This window comes from Pedobacter steynii (genome assembly GCF_900103665.1).
GTDB classification, from domain to species: domain Bacteria; phylum Bacteroidota; class Bacteroidia; order Sphingobacteriales; family Sphingobacteriaceae; genus Pedobacter; species Pedobacter steynii.
The window spans coordinates 594,905-612,110 of record NZ_FNGY01000001.1; the positions used below are offsets into that span (position 1 = coordinate 594,905).

A 17,206-nucleotide genomic window follows, 5' to 3' on the forward strand; every position below is an offset into this window, starting at 1 on the left:
ATTGGTGACGTGAGCAATATTGTTTAGCCGTAATTCTATCTACTGACTGTTAGAAATATAAAGCTGAAGATAGCCATTTAAGACCCTTAGCTTATAAAGTAATTTATTATGAATCCACTTTCTGCCTTTCCATGTGCCTTCTCTAATCTGAGCTGCTTCTGTTTTTTCATCTAATCCATCAAGTTGCTCTATGTCATTTCCAAAGACAGTTAGTAATTTCCTGATCAGCACATCGAGTTCGTTTCCGAATAAATGCCTTGAATTTGTAGGCTTTTCCCTTGAAAGCATAAGGAAGCTGCCGCCTTCAGTTTCATTGTCGGTAATGTGAGTGATTTTGTTGAAATAGTCAAAAAGGAAGAAGCAGCCGAAATAAGTACGCTGGTTACCATCTTCACTAACTCGGGGTTCTACATGCTTAAGAATTGCTGGGATTATGCGCAAAAACCTTTCTCCCTTGAAGTGAAGCCAGTCTTTGTAATGTTGAATAAACTCTTGAGGGTTCATCACAAGTGAATTCATACCAAGTTTTTCATAAATCGTTTGTGCTTTTTTATAGTTCTTTTTGTCACTGGTAATATAAAAGTCGCATGTGGTAGCAAATGCAGTATGAAAGGCATCTTCCATCGTGTTGCGAAAGGTCTGTTTCCTTCCTTTATCAATTTTCACCTGGTCTTCCTGATAGCCGTGCATGTCAAGTTTTAGGTACTCATTGGTAAGTTGATTGTACCATTGAGGGGCGTTTGGATTTAAATCTGTTACATCAGGATAAGTGATGCCAAGTTTTTGATAACCGGCATCTATCATCTTGTAAGGATCCGAAGTATCATAAAGCCTGTCACGGTTGATCTTGGTGCCGTTTTGTACTATTGTACGAAGTTGTTTGTAATCTCCTTTTTCATTAAGTCTGTGAAACATGTTTAATAGGGAATTAAATAGGCCCGCAGGCGTATAATTGTTTTCCAGATCAGGCAAAAATTGCTTCATTTGGGCTGCTGTTTCTGGATTCTCAAACGCCTGCTTGAACACATCATCTATAGGTAAATTTTTTAATGAGTCTAGTGCCGGCGTGATCAGGTTAGCGATTTCCTGGTCTTCTGCATTGGGCATTAATTCGCTGATGTCAAAATCAAGTATATTCAAAATGTCTTTAAGATCTGTTTTATCAGCGTAAAGCTCTTGTGGGGATCTTTTTTCAATGATTACTTCTTTGCCGGTATTAAATACGCAGTAGTTACCAGTCAAATTTGCTATAAATTCCAGGTCGGAATCGATGTTTACTTTATTAGACTCATTTTGATTACTTGCTGCGATGTCTCCGATATGAGAAGTGGAGTAGAGCTTGAAGAATTTGTCTTTGTCGGCAATGATTTCAGAAAACTCTGTGTGCCTGCCAGCTTTCATTTGACTCATGACATTCCAGTCCATATATATTCTGATCATATGCTAAGGTGTTAATTATTTCTAATCTTCTAAATTATTATATCCCAAAGTCGATATTTTAAGTGCTTCAGATATGATCAATTAAGGTCGCTAATCTTTAAATATAAAACCATACATTAATGTTTTTTGCATTTTGTTACATTTTTTAGTGAAATATGTAACATATTTATGTTTTATTCCTTATTAGTTCTCAAATAAACTAAGCTTTTAATGACCACAGCAGAACATGTTAAAGCGATTACCGATCGCGCCTTATATGAACAACTTGCTAATGCAGTTTTAAGGAAAAAATATGAAGATCTTTCAAATCTAATAGTTGGTGGGCTTAATGAAAAAGGAGAAACGGTAAAAGGTAAGCTGGACTCTTTCTGTTCTGTAGATGGGAATAAATTTCACATTGTAGAACATACTACTGATGATTCTAATCTTGAAAGGAAGTGGTTGTATGATAAGTCAACGTATAAGGGAAAGAAACCAAAATCGGATACCGGTAATGGTGATCTTATTAAGGTAATTGAACGCGCTAAAGAAATTAAACAGCGGATTCCTTCTGCTGAGTTCACCGTTTATTTAACTACGAATCAAATGGTCGATGAAGCGTTGTGGGAGAAGGTCGTCGCATGCGGTGAAAATAATGATGTTTCTGTTGAGTTGTTAGAACTTAGTGCAATCTCATCCTTTCTTGATCTTGATGCTCACGGGCAATATCTGCGAAAGCAGTTCCTTAACATTGATCGGGAGCTGCTGTCTATTGAAAAAGTCTTTGAGATTTTAAAACAGAACCTGGCTCAATATAAGGCAGAATCATTTATTGATTCTGAATCGCTTGATAAGGAGTGGCAGTTGCAAGATTTGGTTGAGCATTATTACAGAGAACCAAATTTATTAACTCTGATTATTGCTGACTCAGGCATGGGGAAGAGTACACTATGTTACAGATTATTGGACGAGTTGATCAGTCATCCTTCATTTGGGTTTAGGGTTAAACCTGAAATGGTACTTCAGGCAAACAATGTGTTTCATTTAATTGAGCTATTCCTTAAATCATACGATGATAAATTGTTTGTTAATGATGATTTTAGAAAATTCTTTGATGAAGAGGAGTTGGTGATCGTTGTTGATGATGTTAATCATTGTATAAACAGATCAGAGGTTCTGAACAAATTGATATCCTGGAGTTTGGAAATTAAAAATGATTCCAGAATAATCGATTTTAAAATATTGTGTCCAATATGGCCACGATATTTTCAGCAAATTGAGAATTTAGAGAAAAAGAGAGCTGGTTTTAATTACTTTAAGTTGCCTGTTCCTGACAATGAAGTGGTGGAATCTTTCATTATTAATGGGTTATCTGGTAAGGTTAAGTTAACAAAACCGGAACTCAAAGAGCTTTGTAATCGCACTGGAAATGATCCTCTGTTAATAGGATTCAATCTGGAGAGGATAAAAAAAGCAGGAAGTTATTCGATAAATCAAGGTACACTGGTCTTAGGGGATTTTGTCTATGACAAATTGGCCTTATCAGCTGAGAGATTAAATTATCCTCAATTCAAGCAAAAAAATATTTTAACCTTAATTGGGGAGACGATGTTGAGAAACAAAAATGTTGACCCCAGCTATGATGATTTATCCACTTGGTTTGCACATGACTCACAAACTATCGCATTGTTTGATGCACTTGCAACAGATCGTGAACTGTTGTTTGTAAAGGAAGATGGTGGAATCCAATTCAGGCATGATAGAGTAAGAGATTTTATACTTTCTAAAGGTTTTTCAAAACTGCTTTTTTCAATTCATGACAATGATGAAATCATAAGTGATCCTTTCTTTTCTAATTTGTTGGCTATCGCAATAGCCGATCTTAAACCTGTTCAAGAGGTTTTAACAATAATTGGAGACAAAAATCCTGTGGCATTATTTTATTGCATTAAATATTTGCAGGGTGAAAGTGATGTCAATTATCTGCAACAGGTTAAAGATTTATTGAGCAAATGGGTAAATCAAAATGATTTTCCGTCTAATAATAGCTCCATGATGGCTTCTATTACCTGGGATTTATTGGATACAGATACTTCGGATATGCAGTCTATCATTTCTAGATTGCCATCAAAACGAAATATTAATATGGCGAATTTTAAAAGTGGTGATTGTCTAAGTGGCATTAGATATTTTGCAAATCTAGGGGATTTTGAACCTGCAATAGGTAATGAGCTAAGGGATCAGATTCTGGACCATGTAAAGCATTACCATTATAATCAGATAGTTCGGGATCTTAAATCCATATTATTGGAGAATGAATTAAACGAGGATACCTTAAAAGGAGGTTTTTTAATTGCAGGTTATTTGAAAAATTCCAGTCTTCCGCGAACCTTAAAAATTGCCTGGAACACTGGAGACAAAAAGGAGCTCTGTCCGTATTATCTATGGTCGATTATTAATTGCATCAATGATGAGACCAAGGACGTGCTGATAGATGGATTAGATTATTTTATAAACTTACCAGATGAAGGTCATGACCATGGATATCCAAAGGGAGTAAGAAACGAAACGGAACATGAATTTTCTAATGTAAGGTGGAAGTTAACTGACGAGCAGGTAGCTATTCTTGACGATCTGTACACGGATTATGAATTTATTATTCTTTCCATTTTTGAATTACTCGACCACCCTTTGGCACTTAAAAGGACAATAGCGAATATTGCTGGCAAAATCGAAGAAGCTCGGCCTGGAAGTGCTTTTTCTGTAATGTATCCTAGTGATAAGTGGGCTATTACAAGATGTGGTTACAGGATGCCGGATAAGTCTTTGGATTATCTTAGGACATATTGGATGGATCATAGTAATCCAGATATAAGAAGAAGGGTTAGTTACAAGTACTGGGCAGACAACGCGTTGCCAGGCGATGTCATCAAGTATTCAAAACTAGTGGAGCAAGAAGATAATGTACTTTATATGTCAGTAATTCGCCAAAGGATGATCGCAAGTGATTTTACAGTTATTGATCAATATATTTTGAATACCGATACTACGATGCTAATTCAATATGCCTATCATGTTTGGACCGACCAGTTAAAAAAGCAAGTTTCATTTCTGTTTCAAATGGAAAGAAATAGATCCGAGCTTACTAGTATGGTTGAGATATTAACCAGGCTATTGATGAAGATACCAGTAAATGATGCTGAGGAACTGTTACTTGAAAATTGGGACATGATCAATCGAAATGTGTACGGTGTTCAGGTAGCGTTATATATTCAAACAGAATGTGCATTAAAGCTTGTAGATAAGGCTATCCATGAAATTGATGATCCTAATTCCTTATTCAAGCACATTAATTCTACATTTGGCTTTTGGAACCCGACTATGCAGGGGAGAATAAGTAATACCTTTCTTAAGCGGCTTAATCCTTATTTGAAGTACTTTTCTGACTATTCGTTGAATAGCATTGCCCAGATTTGTTACAGATTAGGCTACAAGGACTGGGTTCTGAATGATCTGCTACCATTTCTTAAATCAGAACAACAAAGCTATTATTTGCCTAATACTCAAGATCTGCTTGCAGAGATGAGGGAGGAAAAATATACAAAATCCCATTCTGCCCGTAGTTGGATTAGTACATTAAACCAAAGAAATTTATCTATTGAAAGGATCACTCCGGCACTAGAGATTTATGCTAAGGAGATTACTACATTACATGAATTTAACTTTTTGGCAGATTGTTTAGACGGAATGGGAAAAAGAACTCATTTACATTTATTTGATGTTTTTGTTCCTTCAGATGAGATTAGAATGGTTTTTTCTGAGATAAAGGAAAGTGTTACACATATGGTTAAGGAACGCAGTTTGAATTAGCTAGAGGTTTATTGCAATTATCATAATTTCAAAAGCGAAGAATTACAGGACAAAATACAACATGAGATTGTAGTTCCTTTTAATTTGTGAATGAGCCTGTATCCCCAATTTTTATGATTAGGGAATTGCATTCTTGGTCAGTATTACCTGTTCGGGGCTGTAGCTGATTGCGCAGCGTATGGTTCCGGCTATTTGTTGATCTTCGTTAAGGCCGTAATCAAGGCAGTACTTCCATATTCATCCTTTTGCATCTACGTAAATACTGGTGAAGAATTTGAAATGATATCCTTTTCGAATGAGGTCATCGCGTTCGACAAATTGAATGGTTCCTTCTGCGAGCTTTAGTTTTTTATAAGCGCTTAAAATTTCATGGTTGCGTTTTATGATCTGGAATATCTCCGAATTTGGTGTTGGGTCTTTGTATTTTTTCTGGTTACCCTTGATCCGGTTGAAGTGATTTCTGCAGTTGTCGTTACAGAACTTTTTGTCTGTTCTGCCAAATAATGGCTTTCCGCAATTTTCGCATTGAGGCTCTAGGCTTGATGTTGACATCTGTAACTATTTGGTTTATTGATGAATAAATTTATAAAAAATATGCTTTGGTTAAAAATGTCGGTTGCAATGTTGTTTTATTTTGATGTTGAAGATGTTATTTTTATTGCTTAAGGCTTTTTTATTTGGTATTTTTAATAGGAAGAAATAGGGGATAATATGAAATTCGAGCCATTAACCAGAGTTGTCTATGTTACACCGAAAAAAGACCAGGTTTTTACTTTTATTAAAGAGGTGTATGATCAGGAAGGACTTTATGTTCTGGATTTTGAGGATGTACAGGTCAAGGAAAACCAGCTGCGGCTAAATACGCATCCCGTTTTTAGTGTCCCTCATGGAATGAGCAAGGATTACATCAAATCCTATCATTTGGATCGGCTGGTCGATCAGGTAGTTAGTTATATGGTTGCTCATCACGCCCATGATGATCTTAAGATCTACAGGGAAATGAATACAATTTACTTGGAGACGGCTTTTAATAAACCTGAAACCTTGGAAGATAAGCGACTATTTGATATCGAGGTTGATAGTTTTAATAAAATTATTGGTCAGGTCAATACGGCTGTTAAAAGCCGGTTTAATACCAAAGTAGAAGTTGTACTGAAGTTTCCCTTTCAACGACATCAATTACATTCAGTCCGTTTGTAAGTGTGAGAGGACTTCTTAAATATGGTACTTGCCCTTAATTCTTTGGTGCAAAGTGCCGCCTATCTGGATAGGAAGGATAAGACTGTTCGGGAGCTTTACAGGGAGAATAAACAGCAACGTGAGAAGGGGATCAAAAGCTGGGAGCCTGAAAAAAGGCCAAGGGAAAAGATGTTCGATCTTGGAACTGATGCCATGAATAATGCGGAACTGCTAGCTATTATTATAGGAACGGGAATACCTGATGAAACCGCAGTTGCTCTGGCGGAAAGAATGCTGAATAGTGTCGATAATATATTACACCATTTATCTGCTTTGAACTATGCCGATCTCTGCCGCTTTAAGGTAACGGGTATTGCCAAATCCAATTCTATTATTGCTGCCTTTGAAATAGCCAGGCGTATTTATTCGCCTATGAGGATCATTAAAATCAATTAAGTTTTTTATTTGTCTGTCTGAGTTCAGCTCAGAGGAGAATCGTTCTGTCGGTTTAGCTGGCAGGGGGGCTACGCTTTGCCAATGCTGCAGGGTGAAAATGCAAATTAAACTAGCTGCGGGGACAGTTAGGAAGGAATAGCATAGCGGAAAAATAAATTGGTCACGCCAGACGGACAGCAAACCGGCCAGACAGGTAGCTTATAACAGTGTGCCTTTTAAGCCTTTTTAAAGTGCACTGTAAAGAACTACCCGGTCTTTTTAGATACAAAGGTCTGAACAATCCTGTTGCTCAGCAAGGCAAGCCCTAACGGGTTTGCTGGGAAAAAATCTTCCCTGGCCGCTACGCGGCCGAGGTTTTTTTTCCCGCAAAGCCTTGCATAGCAACCGGATTGTGTTCAGGTGCGGGTGATATCAAAAAGACAGGAGGCTTCAGCCGACTGATCTTTTTTAAAAGGCAAGAACCATGAGGATAGCAATAGGCAGAAGCCCACCCACCGCCAAAACCAACAGACCAGCTTTAAAAGCTGGTTGGTATTAGCTTAACGCCCTTTGGGCTTAGTTCAGTTCAATTTTAAATCTTGAAAAATTCAATGTTATGAAAACTACAGCAATAAATAATAATAATACAAACGGTAAAGCAGATCACACTATTAATCCGGTTTTGGCAGGTATAAAACCTAATAATTCACCATCGGCTGTCACTTTGGATGGGGGTAAAGCGGAGGTTAAAGAAGTAGATGTAAAGGCGGTTAATGATGCGGAAGTTGATGTTAATGTAGCTGGTGAGCAGCCTAAACGTGAACCTGTGGTAGGTGTTAAACCTGCCTTGAATTTAGAGCAGACTTTACAGCTTGTTGCTGATTTGGCGAAAAAAACGGCTTTACGTGATAGGTATAATGGGTATATCGATCAACTGAAATCCTTTGTCATTGCGCAGAATGATGAGGATGATATGGCTAAAAGTAATATCAGTTTTAAGGGCTGTGAGCTTACTATTCGTGATGGAGAGGGCAACGTTTTTCGTACGGAAAGTGCTATGGTTATTGGTGGTACAGTGGAGTTTATGACTACTCGTTTTACTGAGCGTTTGGCGGAGGTTGAGGCTGAAATTGTAATTCCTATCTAACTGTTATTAGCCCCTTATTTGGGATAGGGGGCTTTTCCTTCAGTTTTTAACCCTAAATACTTTTTTATGAAATGGTTTAATGAATGCCAGACGATTGATGAAGTAAAGGCCGCTTATAAAAAACTGGCCAAACAGTATCATCCCGATCTGGGAGGCGATACACTGACAATGCAGGAGATCAACAAAGAATATGCTTTTGCAAGTGCAAAAGCGGTTGGTAGTGCCAACCTTTCCCAGGAAGAAACCGAGAAGGAAATGGAATTTTCCGAAAGCTACAGGCAGGCTATTGAAAAAATTATCCATTTGGGCGGTATCCTGATTGAGGTTGTTAGCTACTGGATTTGGGTCACTGGTGAGACATACCCCCACAGGGCAATCTTTAAAGAAGCAGGCTTCTTTTTCGCTCCTAAAAAACAGGCTTGGTATTTCCGTACTGCCGAGTTTAAGGTTTCCAAAGGTGGAAAAAAATCCCTGGATGAGATCAGGGCAAAGTATGGTAGTGAAATTATTAAAGAGGATAAACGTAAAAGGATTGCATAGTTGTGAGAACTGAACTGACAAGACTGGCACTGATACAGCTAAATAAACAGACTGTGGTGGAATTTGAGGACATGACGACTGATATTGATCTATTTGAAACTGCTGTTGCAGAATATGATGAGGTAATCCTGCAACTTTTTTTTCCAAATCCCGCTGCGGGGTATCCTAAGTTTCAATTGCTCAAAACTGATATAATGGTAGAAGAGACAACAGTTTATTTTGAAAATGAAGCAGGTGAATCTGATCTGAGTTTTCAGGAGGTTGTTTTGCTGGTAAACTCCTATATCGCTCAGGCCAACAAACTATTTAAACGAAGGCATAATCGCTGAAACTAACAATCTGCCTTTAGAAGCCCAAGCACTTAGTTCTGAAAGAAAACGGGGCGTAGTATGTAGTTAACGCCCAGCACAGTACAGGTTGCCAGACTAAATTTTTAATACAATATTTAGTAAATCTAAATTAATTAATTCTTTCATATGATAATTTACTGCTCAAAAATAAGATCTAAATTTTACCTAAAAAATTCCCTACATCTTTTAAAACTCGGGAAAACGCTGACCATTTGTCCTTACTTTGTTAAATACGCCTTGTGTATTAAGAAAATACACGGTTTTTAGATCAAAATCTTATCACCTCTTCGAGTTTACATTTAAGTACTACATCGTTTTTAAGCAAGTTAGTTTTTTTACTTATAGGCTTTGCTGATGGTGAGGGTTAATTTTTGGGAAATTATTAACCCTGATTTGATTTAATCATATATAGAAAGATCCAGATTTTAGATGCTGACTCGGTTTATTATGGCTATATCAATAAATCTCTTATTTTTTAATTATATAAATTGTCGATTTTATGCCTCCGTTACTTAATGTCCTAAAAGATCGGTCGAATTCCATTAGTGTTTTAACAGCGCTACTTAAAGCTTTAAATATACCTGTCTCATTTCACACCATAAAAAGAAATCTTGAAGAGCATCCAGATTTTCCCAGCCTCTTGTCGTTAAGTGATTGCCTTTATGGATGGGAAGTGCCTCATCAAATCTACCAGATAGAAAAAAAACATTATAATCCTGAAGATATTTCCTTTCCTTTTATTGCCCATATGGTAGGAGAAGAAGAGAAATTCATCCTGATCACTGAAATTGAGGCCGGGAAAGTTAGGTATAAAGATGAGCATAAATTTGATGCAGTAATGAATGAAGGAGATTTCTTAGTCAAATGGGACGGGGTGATATTATACGCTCAGAAGGAATCAAATAGTGGAGAAGAAAAATATTGGGATAATCTTGTCAAGGGGTGGATAAAGATCCTAAGAATTCCTTTCTTAATATTGGTGCTGGCTCTGATCGTGTTTTTATGTTTAGATCGGAATGGACTTAGTTGGATCCAGTCTTCCTTACTAGGGTTAAATTTGATAGGAGTTTTTGTCACTTTACTCTTATTAACACATAGCATTGATTCCAGAAATCCATTTATTCAAAACCTTTGTACACTTGGAAACAAAAATGGTTGCAATAACATCCTTTTGTCTGAGGCTGCAAATGTTACCAGTTGGCTAAGCTGGAGCGAAGTCGGTTTTTGCTTTTTTACAGGGTCTTCAATTTTGCTGTTGAATAAAGATGTTGAAACACTTCATCTGTTGGGGTGGCTGAACGTTGCCTCATTGCCATATACAGTGTATTCTTTTACCTATCAATACCGGGTAAAAAATTGGTGTGTGTTGTGCTGTACGGTCCAGGTAATTCTGTGGCTAGAGACCGCTGTATTTTTCTTTACGGGTTCTTTAGGGGTAGTTGGAAATATATCACCTTTTTCAATCTTATGTTTTTTGGCACCGGTTGCGATTTGGTCATTCATCAAACCATTTCTTATAGATGCTGCCCAAATTAGCTCACTCAAGCTGCAAGTGAAAAAATTCAAATATAATAGTTCCTTGTTTTATCAGTTGCTAGGTAGTCAACTGCATTTCCAGATCCCTGACAGCTTGAAACCAGTCCAATTGGGTAATCCATTGGCGAAAAATACGATTACGATAGTCAGTAGCCCATACTGCGGTCCCTGCGCTACGGCTCACAGGATGGTCGAAGAATGGCTTACTTATAGAGAAGATATTAAGCTGAATATCATTTTTGCCAGTAGTGATGATATCGAAGACCCTTCAACACAAGTTGCTGTACACATCAACGCCTTAAATAGTTTATCCGGGGAATCCCTTTTAAAGCAAGCAGTTGAAGAATGGTATGCTCAAAAGGATAAAAATTATGAAGAGTGGGCGAGAGGCTTCCCTGTCGAAATAAACCAGGAATCAAAGGAAATAGCTGAGCTGCATAATGAATGGTGTATGGAGGCTAAAATTGGTGCTACCCCAACGATCTTGATTGATGGCTATAAACTACCTGCCCCATATCGATTAGAAGATATAATCTACCTTTTTAACTAATAGCGATCATTAAATCACTTAAAAATTCACTATCAATAAATTCACTTGCATGGTTCCAAATATTATCCATCAAATTGTAGGCCCAAAAAAGAATAATGTGGTAAGAAGGTGTTTGAGTTCTTGGACGGCCTTAAGAGGCGAAAGCTATAAAATCAAAATTTGGACAGACGCTCGTATTGAAAAGTTTTTGACAAAATATTACCCGCAGGCAGTGCTGCCTTTTTTAACTGCAAGAAACCATGCAGAGGCAGCAGATCTGGCGCGGTACTTAATCATTTATCATTACGGAGGTCATTACTATGATTGGGATATCCAGCTGCTTTCAATGGAGCTCTTTAAAGAATTGTGTTTCAATCATCCTCAGGGATTTCTTTTACGAGATCCAAGAGATCAAAGTATAGCTTCTGAAGCTTTTGCCGCAGAAAAAGGGGAAGCTTATCTGTTGAAATTAGCAACAAATATTATTCAAATCTTCACGAATAATGAAAGAGACTCAATGAGTACACTTATATATTCCGGACCGATGCGGATGAATATTGTATATGCTGAAAATCCTAATTCTAAGCAATCGATGTTGGAAGTAAAAGATGTGTTTCTTTACGACTATAGTGAAATTAAGGAGATGCCAGAATCTACCGATAGCAAGGCTATGATCCATTACTGGCTGCACTCTTGGCTTTAATCATTTTTACATGTACTCATCTCAATATATGTAGCATACACTATCATGCTTGGTTCGATAGATTCAATCAATGTAAATTTTAAATTATGAACAGAAAAATTAAGCTAGGACAAGTCTTTAGTAGAGATGAACTCAGGAAAATTAGAGGTGGAACCGATTATGGTTCAGAGGGTGGACCAAGCGGACCGGAGGAAAGTAGTACCGGGATTGGAGGAGGTTCATACCTTCGAGGTTATATGTGCTGCTGGAAACATAATCCATTAATTTGTAGCTCTTGCACACAGAACTTAAGTTCGTTGTCAGTTTGCCCTGATACTAAGTCGGCTAAATGGCCTTGTTAGTGTTTCAGATAGCCAGTTTAACACACTGGCTATCTATATAAGAGTATCGCTTTATAAAAAGTAAAATGATTGTCAGCAGCGGTACTGTTAACGTGTGAAAAATATAATCTAAAAATAGCAAAGATGAACCGAAATATTGCTTTTAAGCTTTTATTATTATTGTTATGTTGTAGTTCCTGTACAAATGGGCAGTCCGCAAAGCAGGAAACTGCTATGGTAGCTCCGTCTGCTATACTGAAAGATATGGACAGCTGGGGAGCCTATAGGCATAAATATTTGTTGCTATCACGCAATTTCATAGCTTACGATGAAAATCATAAACCTATAGACCGGGGGCTGTTTCTAAAAAAAGTTTCCGAAGGAAAATATTTGCCATTGCGAGTTAATGCAGGCACTAATTCATTGGTTTTTCGGTTATTTCCTTTTCCTCAGAAAACGGATTTGGTACTTAAATCGGTTATTAAAGAAGTCGGTAAATTGTATTTCAACTATTACACATGGGAAGGAAAGAAATTCCCAGACTTCAGTTTTAAAGATTTAGATGGAAAAACTTACAGCAATAAGATAGTCAAGGGAAAGATTGTTGTGCTTAAGTGCTGGTATATCAGTTGCATTCCCTGTGTTCAGGAGATGCCAGAGTTGAACAATTTAGTAGCAGAACAAAAAGATCGAAAGGATATATTATTTATAGGTTTAGCATTTGATCAAGCGAAAGCGCTTTCTGCTTTTCTTAAAAAGGTGAAATTTGTTTACCATGTTGTTCCAAATCAGAAGCCGTTTCTTCTGGAGAAGCTAAAGGTTTTTTCATATCCAACCCACATTATTATTGACAAAAATGGATTCGTCATAAAGGCTGTTGGCGATGTTGGAGATTTGAAGTCAGTCCTTCATGATCTGTAATATTAATATGATGTTCACAAAACTTTAATCCCTGCTAGATTAGCCACCATGGAAATCCCAAAAATCCTTCATCAGACCTGGAAAAACGAAGAAATTCCTAAACATTTAAGCATAATGTCAAGTACTTGGGAAGAATATCATCCAGACTGGCAATACTGCTTTTGGACAGATGAAGCTTGCTTGGAATTTATTTCGGAAAATTTTCCAGGTCTCTTACAGAACTACCTGGATTTCCCGGCAAATATTCAAAGGGCTGATCTGTTTAGATACTTGGTATTATTCAAATTTGGAGGCGTATATGTAGATATGGATTTTGAGTGCTTTCAGAACCTTGAGTCCTTATTAACGGGTGATGTTTGTACTATCTCCATCGAACCACCCGCTCATTGTGCAATGCATAAAATACCTGATCTGTTATGCAATGCATTTCTGGCCTCTATCCCTGAACATCCATTTATTGGACTTTTGATCAAAGAGTCAATAAAGCCGTTAAAGCCTACTCCAAATAAGATTTTAGATGTGCTGAATTCTACTGGTCCATATATGGTTACAAGGGTATATCAGCAGCACAGGGATAAACTGGAATTGAGGATAATTGATCCAAAATATGTATACCCTTTATCTAGTGAGGAAGTGGACGTGTTGCTTAATGATGAAATGGTGCCAGCTGAATTACAAACTAAACTAAATGAGGCGGTTGCGCTTCATTATTGGCTAAACAGTTGGGTAACCTAAATGAAAGTTAATCTACTTACAACCTACATTCATATTCACTTTTAAATGAAATCAACTGTTTTGATATCCATTATGTTATCACTCATTTCTTCTTATTGTTACCCGCAGGAGTGAGTTTCCATGAAAGGGTTTGTTATAGATCAAAAGTTTGTCTTGAAAAATGGTATGCAAGCTGCCGCAGAGATTATTACTCAGGAGAGTTCGCTGCTTAAAAGGCTTCCTCAAAGTATCAAAAAGTTAAATTGTAATTAATTAATTAATTAGTTATGAAGCAGCAGGTTGCCGTAGTTATCCCTATTTACAAGACCAACTTAAGTTATGACGATCGATTTTCTCTCAATCAGTGTTTTGATATACTGGCAAAACATCCAATAATCGCTATTAAGCCGAAGTCATTGGATATAAATCTGGTAGATTCCAGATTTACACATGTCATTTCTTTTGACGACCATTTCTTTTTAAACGTGCATGGCTATAACCAATTAATGTTGTCATCGCAATTTTATAGCAAATTTAATGAATATGAATTTATGTTAATCTATCAACTTGATGCGTTGGTTTTTTTTGATGAACTAAAGTATTGGTGTGAAAAGGGGTACGATTACATAGGTGCGCCTTGGTTATATTCGTTTGAACAAATGAATTTTTGGCAGAAATACATCCTGTTAGCTAGAGCATATTTATTCCGGAGATATAATAAACAAACCAACGGACATCCAGACTATAGGCAGTTAATTAACGTCGTAGGTAACGGTGGTTTATCGTTGAGAAAAGTTGAAAAATTTCACGATCTAACCATTAAATATAAAACCGAGGCAAAAATTTATAAAGAACGAACAGAAGTCTGCTTCAATGAGGATGTATTTTGGTCGATTGAGGTGAATAGAAAAAGAAGAAACCTTAAAATACCGGATTATAAAGTTGCATTGAGGTTTTCATTCGAAAATGATTTAATGCTTTCTTGCGACATTAACAACATGGATTGTCCTTTTGGGTGTCACGCTTTTAATAAGCACATTACATTTTGGATGCCAACTTTGGAGGAATTTGGATATGAACAATCTTTATTAAATGCTGTAAAAAAGTTTATCTAATAAATGGGTAAGGTTGAATTTTCAGGATTTAAATATGTATATCTGGCTTAGAGGCCAGGATAACTTCCGGGATGAAGGGCAGAAGTTGGGATAAATTTTGTATCTTGTTAATTGTTGTATGGAACTATTAACTGAAATTTTCCTTAACTGTGGCCTTCAAATAATCATGGATTGGTTAGGTAGGCTTTTTGATGGCAAGAAGTAGGCTAATTCCCCCCATGTTCACCACTTTTCCTATTTAATTACTTTGCTTTGCCGGAATCGCTATGGGGTCAACTGGCCTTAATAAATTTATGGAGGATTGACACCAAATGCCAGTCTTACTTTAATTTATTTTAAGGAGCTATATGACGGACACAAAAATAAATACCCGATCAAAGCAATGGCTTGTTTCTGTTAAAAAATCTTGGGAATTCAATTACATATATAAAATCTTGGAATAAAAAACGGCTAAATATTTAGGTGATTTTAGCGAGTTTTGCCATATGAATTTATCCACTCTTTGTGCACTGTTGGTTATGTGATTGGAGGTTATAAAACTACTATGCTGGAAAGAACTTTACTGGTAATCTCAGAATTAATACATATAATTGGTGCAATAAAGTTAATATCATAACAGGTAATCATCGCAGGAAAAAATGTCTCCTTACAACCAAGAAAGTGAAACACAGTTACTCGTTCTCGTAAGAGAAGGTGACCATGCTGCGTTTAACGAAGTTTATAACAGGTTATACAGAGCTTTGTTTGGATATGCCTATCATATGATCGATGACAAATTTGTATGTGATGATATGGTTCAGGATGTGTTTTCCTGGTTTTGGGAGCATAGGGCTTATCACCAGATCAATAACTTGAAATCCTATTTATTAGCTGCAATAAAATATCAGGCTGCAAAGTACATCAGACGGGGCATGATCCGGGAGAATCACGTACTTGCATCCCTTAATACAACTAGTTTTACTATAAATGATGAAAGTTTGGAGTTCAAGGAACTTCAGGCCGTGATCAACAGTTCTATTCACCAGCTTCCTGAAAAATGTAAGGAGATTTTTCGCATGAGTAGAGAAGAGCAACTCAGTAATAGGGAGATTGCTGCCAAACTTGGGATATCCGAAGGAACCGTTGCCGTTCAGATCAAACGCGCACTCGGTAAGTTAAGGGAGAACCTTGGCAACATGCATTTCTGGATGTATTTCTTCCTTTAAAAAATATATTTTTAATTCTTGTCTATACTTTTCTGAGATAAGGTACTCTCTTATTATAAACGCAATAATAATGAGTAACGAAGAACTGATCGTACTGGCGAAAAAAATTGAAACTGGCACTGCCAGTTCGCAGGAATTACTTTTATACATTTCAGCCTGCGAGTCGTTTCAGAAACAGATGATTAGTTTGGATGAGATCGATTCGGAAGTTGCTGAACTACAGCAGGCAGGACTTAAAAAATTCTGGGCGAAGCAAAATGAAGAGAAAGCAAAAGTTCTGCCTATTTGGTGGTGTATCGCTGCTGCGGCAGTTGCTGCCCTTGTTATTTTTGGCGTTAGCTTATTTTACTATTCCAAAAAAGCGGATGATGTTGAACAGTTTTCTAATGTTATACCAAGTCTTGCTCCAGGAAAGAACACAGCGACGCTAAAACTGGGGAATGGTAAAACTATACAGTTGAGCGATGCGAAAACCGGACTGGTATTGGGTTCAGATGATTTGCAGTACAATGATGGTACCCGGGTAGAAAGTAAATCAGTTTCGGAGGAAGAGACTTCACAGAACAAAGATGTAGAAACATTAACTGCTTCAACACCCAGGGGTGGCACTTATCAGGTGACGCTTTCCGATGGCACTCATGTCTGGCTGAACGCGGACAGTAAGTTGCTTTTTCCGTCGAAGTTCACAGGAAATAGCCGGATCGTAACACTTGTGGGTGAAGGATATTTTGAAGTTGCCCATAATAAAGCAAAGCCCTTTAAGGTGCGCACAGCAGGGCAGGAGCTGGAGGTATTAGGTACACATTTTAACGTAAATGCCTATACGGATGAACTGAGTACAAGAACCACCTTGCTGACAGGTAGTGTAAAAGTTAACAACAATATAGTGTTGCTCCCTGGTGATCAGGCGATGTTAAGCAACGGCGTAACGCGTGTTTCAAGGGTGGATGTAGATGAAGTCGTTGCCTGGAAAAATGGCTTCTTTGTATTTAAAGGCAGTAACCTGGGTGAGGTGATGCGTCAGCTTTCTCGCTGGTATAATCTTGATGTCGACTTTGCAGGGCCGGTACCCAAGCGGACCTTTAATGGCAAGGTCTATAGAAATATGAACTTAAATGACGTGCTCGAGGTATTGAGCTTTTCAAAGGTAAAATTCAAAATCACCGGCAGAAGGATGACCATATATCCATAACCTAAAAACGCGCTTATGCGCGTTCCAAAAA

At 37.3% G+C, this 17,206-nt stretch carries 15 protein-coding genes; 13 read left to right on the forward strand and 2 right to left on the reverse strand.

Translation table 11 applies throughout. The features are described from left to right. Positions 1-39: 39 nt before the first annotated feature. Entirely contained in the window at positions 40-1,440 is a 1,401-nt protein-coding gene (locus BLQ87_RS02330; protein ID WP_074604512.1) for a hypothetical protein, read from the reverse strand. A 210-nt stretch (positions 1,441-1,650) separates the two neighbouring features. Between BLQ87_RS02330 and BLQ87_RS02335 the strand changes: the two genes are divergently transcribed. Next, positions 1,651-5,289, forward strand: coding sequence for an NACHT domain-containing protein (locus tag BLQ87_RS02335; protein WP_074604513.1), 3,639 nt, complete (start codon positions 1,651-1,653; stop codon positions 5,287-5,289). Positions 5,290-5,526: 237 nt separating this feature from the next. Here BLQ87_RS02335 and BLQ87_RS02340 read toward each other — a convergent pair whose 3' ends face one another. Next, complete coding sequence (locus BLQ87_RS02340) at positions 5,527-5,841, reverse strand: hypothetical protein (protein ID WP_074604514.1); 315 nt, start codon at positions 5,839-5,841, stop codon at positions 5,527-5,529. 159 nt (positions 5,842-6,000) lie between these two features. On the opposite strand from BLQ87_RS02340, the gene BLQ87_RS02345 reads away from it, so the two are divergent. From BLQ87_RS02345 to BLQ87_RS02400, 12 genes are all read left to right on the forward strand, one after another. Continuing rightward, positions 6,001-6,489, forward strand: coding sequence for a hypothetical protein (locus BLQ87_RS02345; protein WP_074604515.1), 489 nt, complete (start codon positions 6,001-6,003; stop codon positions 6,487-6,489). Between the two features lie 21 nt (positions 6,490-6,510). After that, on the forward strand, positions 6,511-6,924 hold the full coding sequence (locus tag BLQ87_RS02350) for a UPF0758 domain-containing protein (protein ID WP_074604516.1): 414 nt from the start codon (positions 6,511-6,513) through the stop codon (positions 6,922-6,924). 595 nt (positions 6,925-7,519) lie between these two features. Continuing rightward, a complete protein-coding gene (locus tag BLQ87_RS02355; protein WP_074604517.1) occupies positions 7,520-8,050 on the forward strand; it encodes a hypothetical protein in 531 nt (176 codons plus the stop codon). A gap of 66 nt (positions 8,051-8,116) precedes the next feature. Next, a complete protein-coding gene (locus BLQ87_RS02360; RefSeq protein ID WP_074604518.1) occupies positions 8,117-8,590 on the forward strand; it encodes a J domain-containing protein in 474 nt (157 codons plus the stop codon). Between the two features lie 2 nt (positions 8,591-8,592). After that, positions 8,593-8,919: a hypothetical protein gene (locus BLQ87_RS02365; RefSeq protein WP_074604519.1), complete on the forward strand. Its 327-nt coding sequence runs from the start codon at positions 8,593-8,595 to the stop codon at positions 8,917-8,919. Between the two features lie 520 nt (positions 8,920-9,439). Beyond that, positions 9,440-11,026, forward strand: coding sequence for a cysteine peptidase family C39 domain-containing protein (locus BLQ87_RS02370; RefSeq protein WP_074604520.1), 1,587 nt, complete (start codon positions 9,440-9,442; stop codon positions 11,024-11,026). Between the two features lie 49 nt (positions 11,027-11,075). Beyond that, positions 11,076-11,708 carry a glycosyltransferase gene (locus BLQ87_RS02375; protein ID WP_074604521.1) on the forward strand — a complete coding sequence of 211 codons (633 nt, stop codon included), beginning with the start codon at positions 11,076-11,078 and terminating at the stop codon, positions 11,706-11,708. Between the two features lie 464 nt (positions 11,709-12,172). Further along, the gene (locus tag BLQ87_RS02380) at positions 12,173-12,949 is read left to right on the forward strand and encodes a TlpA family protein disulfide reductase (protein WP_074604915.1); all 777 of its coding nucleotides are present in this window, start codon (positions 12,173-12,175) and stop codon (positions 12,947-12,949) included. Positions 12,950-12,997: 48 nt separating this feature from the next. After that, positions 12,998-13,684 (forward strand): glycosyltransferase, encoded by a 687-nt coding sequence (locus BLQ87_RS02385; protein WP_074604522.1) that lies wholly within the window; start codon positions 12,998-13,000, stop codon positions 13,682-13,684. Positions 13,685-13,950: 266 nt separating this feature from the next. Beyond that, positions 13,951-14,778: a DUF5672 family protein gene (locus BLQ87_RS02390; RefSeq protein ID WP_074604523.1), complete on the forward strand. Its 828-nt coding sequence runs from the start codon at positions 13,951-13,953 to the stop codon at positions 14,776-14,778. Positions 14,779-15,416: 638 nt separating this feature from the next. Beyond that, entirely contained in the window at positions 15,417-15,983 is a 567-nt protein-coding gene (locus tag BLQ87_RS02395) for an RNA polymerase sigma-70 factor (protein WP_074604524.1), read from the forward strand. Positions 15,984-16,053: 70 nt separating this feature from the next. Continuing rightward, complete coding sequence (locus tag BLQ87_RS02400; RefSeq protein WP_074604525.1) at positions 16,054-17,175, forward strand: FecR family protein; 1,122 nt, start codon at positions 16,054-16,056, stop codon at positions 17,173-17,175. The last annotated feature ends 31 nt before the right edge of the window (positions 17,176-17,206 follow it).

What these genes read in the sequence shown, in the direction of transcription:
- BLQ87_RS02360 (WP_074604518.1), top strand. Translation starts at nt 8,117, where the DNA reads ATGAAATGGTTTAATGAATGCCAGACGATTGATGAAGTAAAGGCCGCT.
- BLQ87_RS02345 (WP_074604515.1), top strand. Translation starts at nt 6,001, where the DNA reads ATGAAATTCGAGCCATTAACCAGAGTTGTCTATGTTACACCGAAAAAA.
- BLQ87_RS02390 (WP_074604523.1), top strand. Translation starts at nt 13,951, where the DNA reads ATGAAGCAGCAGGTTGCCGTAGTTATCCCTATTTACAAGACCAACTTA.
- BLQ87_RS02395 (WP_074604524.1), top strand. Translation starts at nt 15,417, where the DNA reads ATGTCTCCTTACAACCAAGAAAGTGAAACACAGTTACTCGTTCTCGTA.
- BLQ87_RS02400 (WP_074604525.1), top strand. Translation starts at nt 16,054, where the DNA reads ATGAGTAACGAAGAACTGATCGTACTGGCGAAAAAAATTGAAACTGGC.
- BLQ87_RS02375 (WP_074604521.1), top strand. Translation starts at nt 11,076, where the DNA reads ATGGTTCCAAATATTATCCATCAAATTGTAGGCCCAAAAAAGAATAAT.
- BLQ87_RS02385 (WP_074604522.1), top strand. Translation starts at nt 12,998, where the DNA reads ATGGAAATCCCAAAAATCCTTCATCAGACCTGGAAAAACGAAGAAATT.
- BLQ87_RS02340 (WP_074604514.1), bottom strand. Translation starts at nt 5,841, where the DNA reads ATGTCAACATCAAGCCTAGAGCCTCAATGCGAAAATTGCGGAAAGCCA.
- BLQ87_RS02370 (WP_074604520.1), top strand. Translation starts at nt 9,440, where the DNA reads ATGCCTCCGTTACTTAATGTCCTAAAAGATCGGTCGAATTCCATTAGT.
- BLQ87_RS02380 (WP_074604915.1), top strand. Translation starts at nt 12,173, where the DNA reads ATGAACCGAAATATTGCTTTTAAGCTTTTATTATTATTGTTATGTTGT.
- BLQ87_RS02335 (WP_074604513.1), top strand. Translation starts at nt 1,651, where the DNA reads ATGACCACAGCAGAACATGTTAAAGCGATTACCGATCGCGCCTTATAT.
- BLQ87_RS02350 (WP_074604516.1), top strand. Translation starts at nt 6,511, where the DNA reads ATGGTACTTGCCCTTAATTCTTTGGTGCAAAGTGCCGCCTATCTGGAT.
- BLQ87_RS02355 (WP_074604517.1), top strand. Translation starts at nt 7,520, where the DNA reads ATGAAAACTACAGCAATAAATAATAATAATACAAACGGTAAAGCAGAT.
- BLQ87_RS02330 (WP_074604512.1), bottom strand. Translation starts at nt 1,440, where the DNA reads ATGATCAGAATATATATGGACTGGAATGTCATGAGTCAAATGAAAGCT.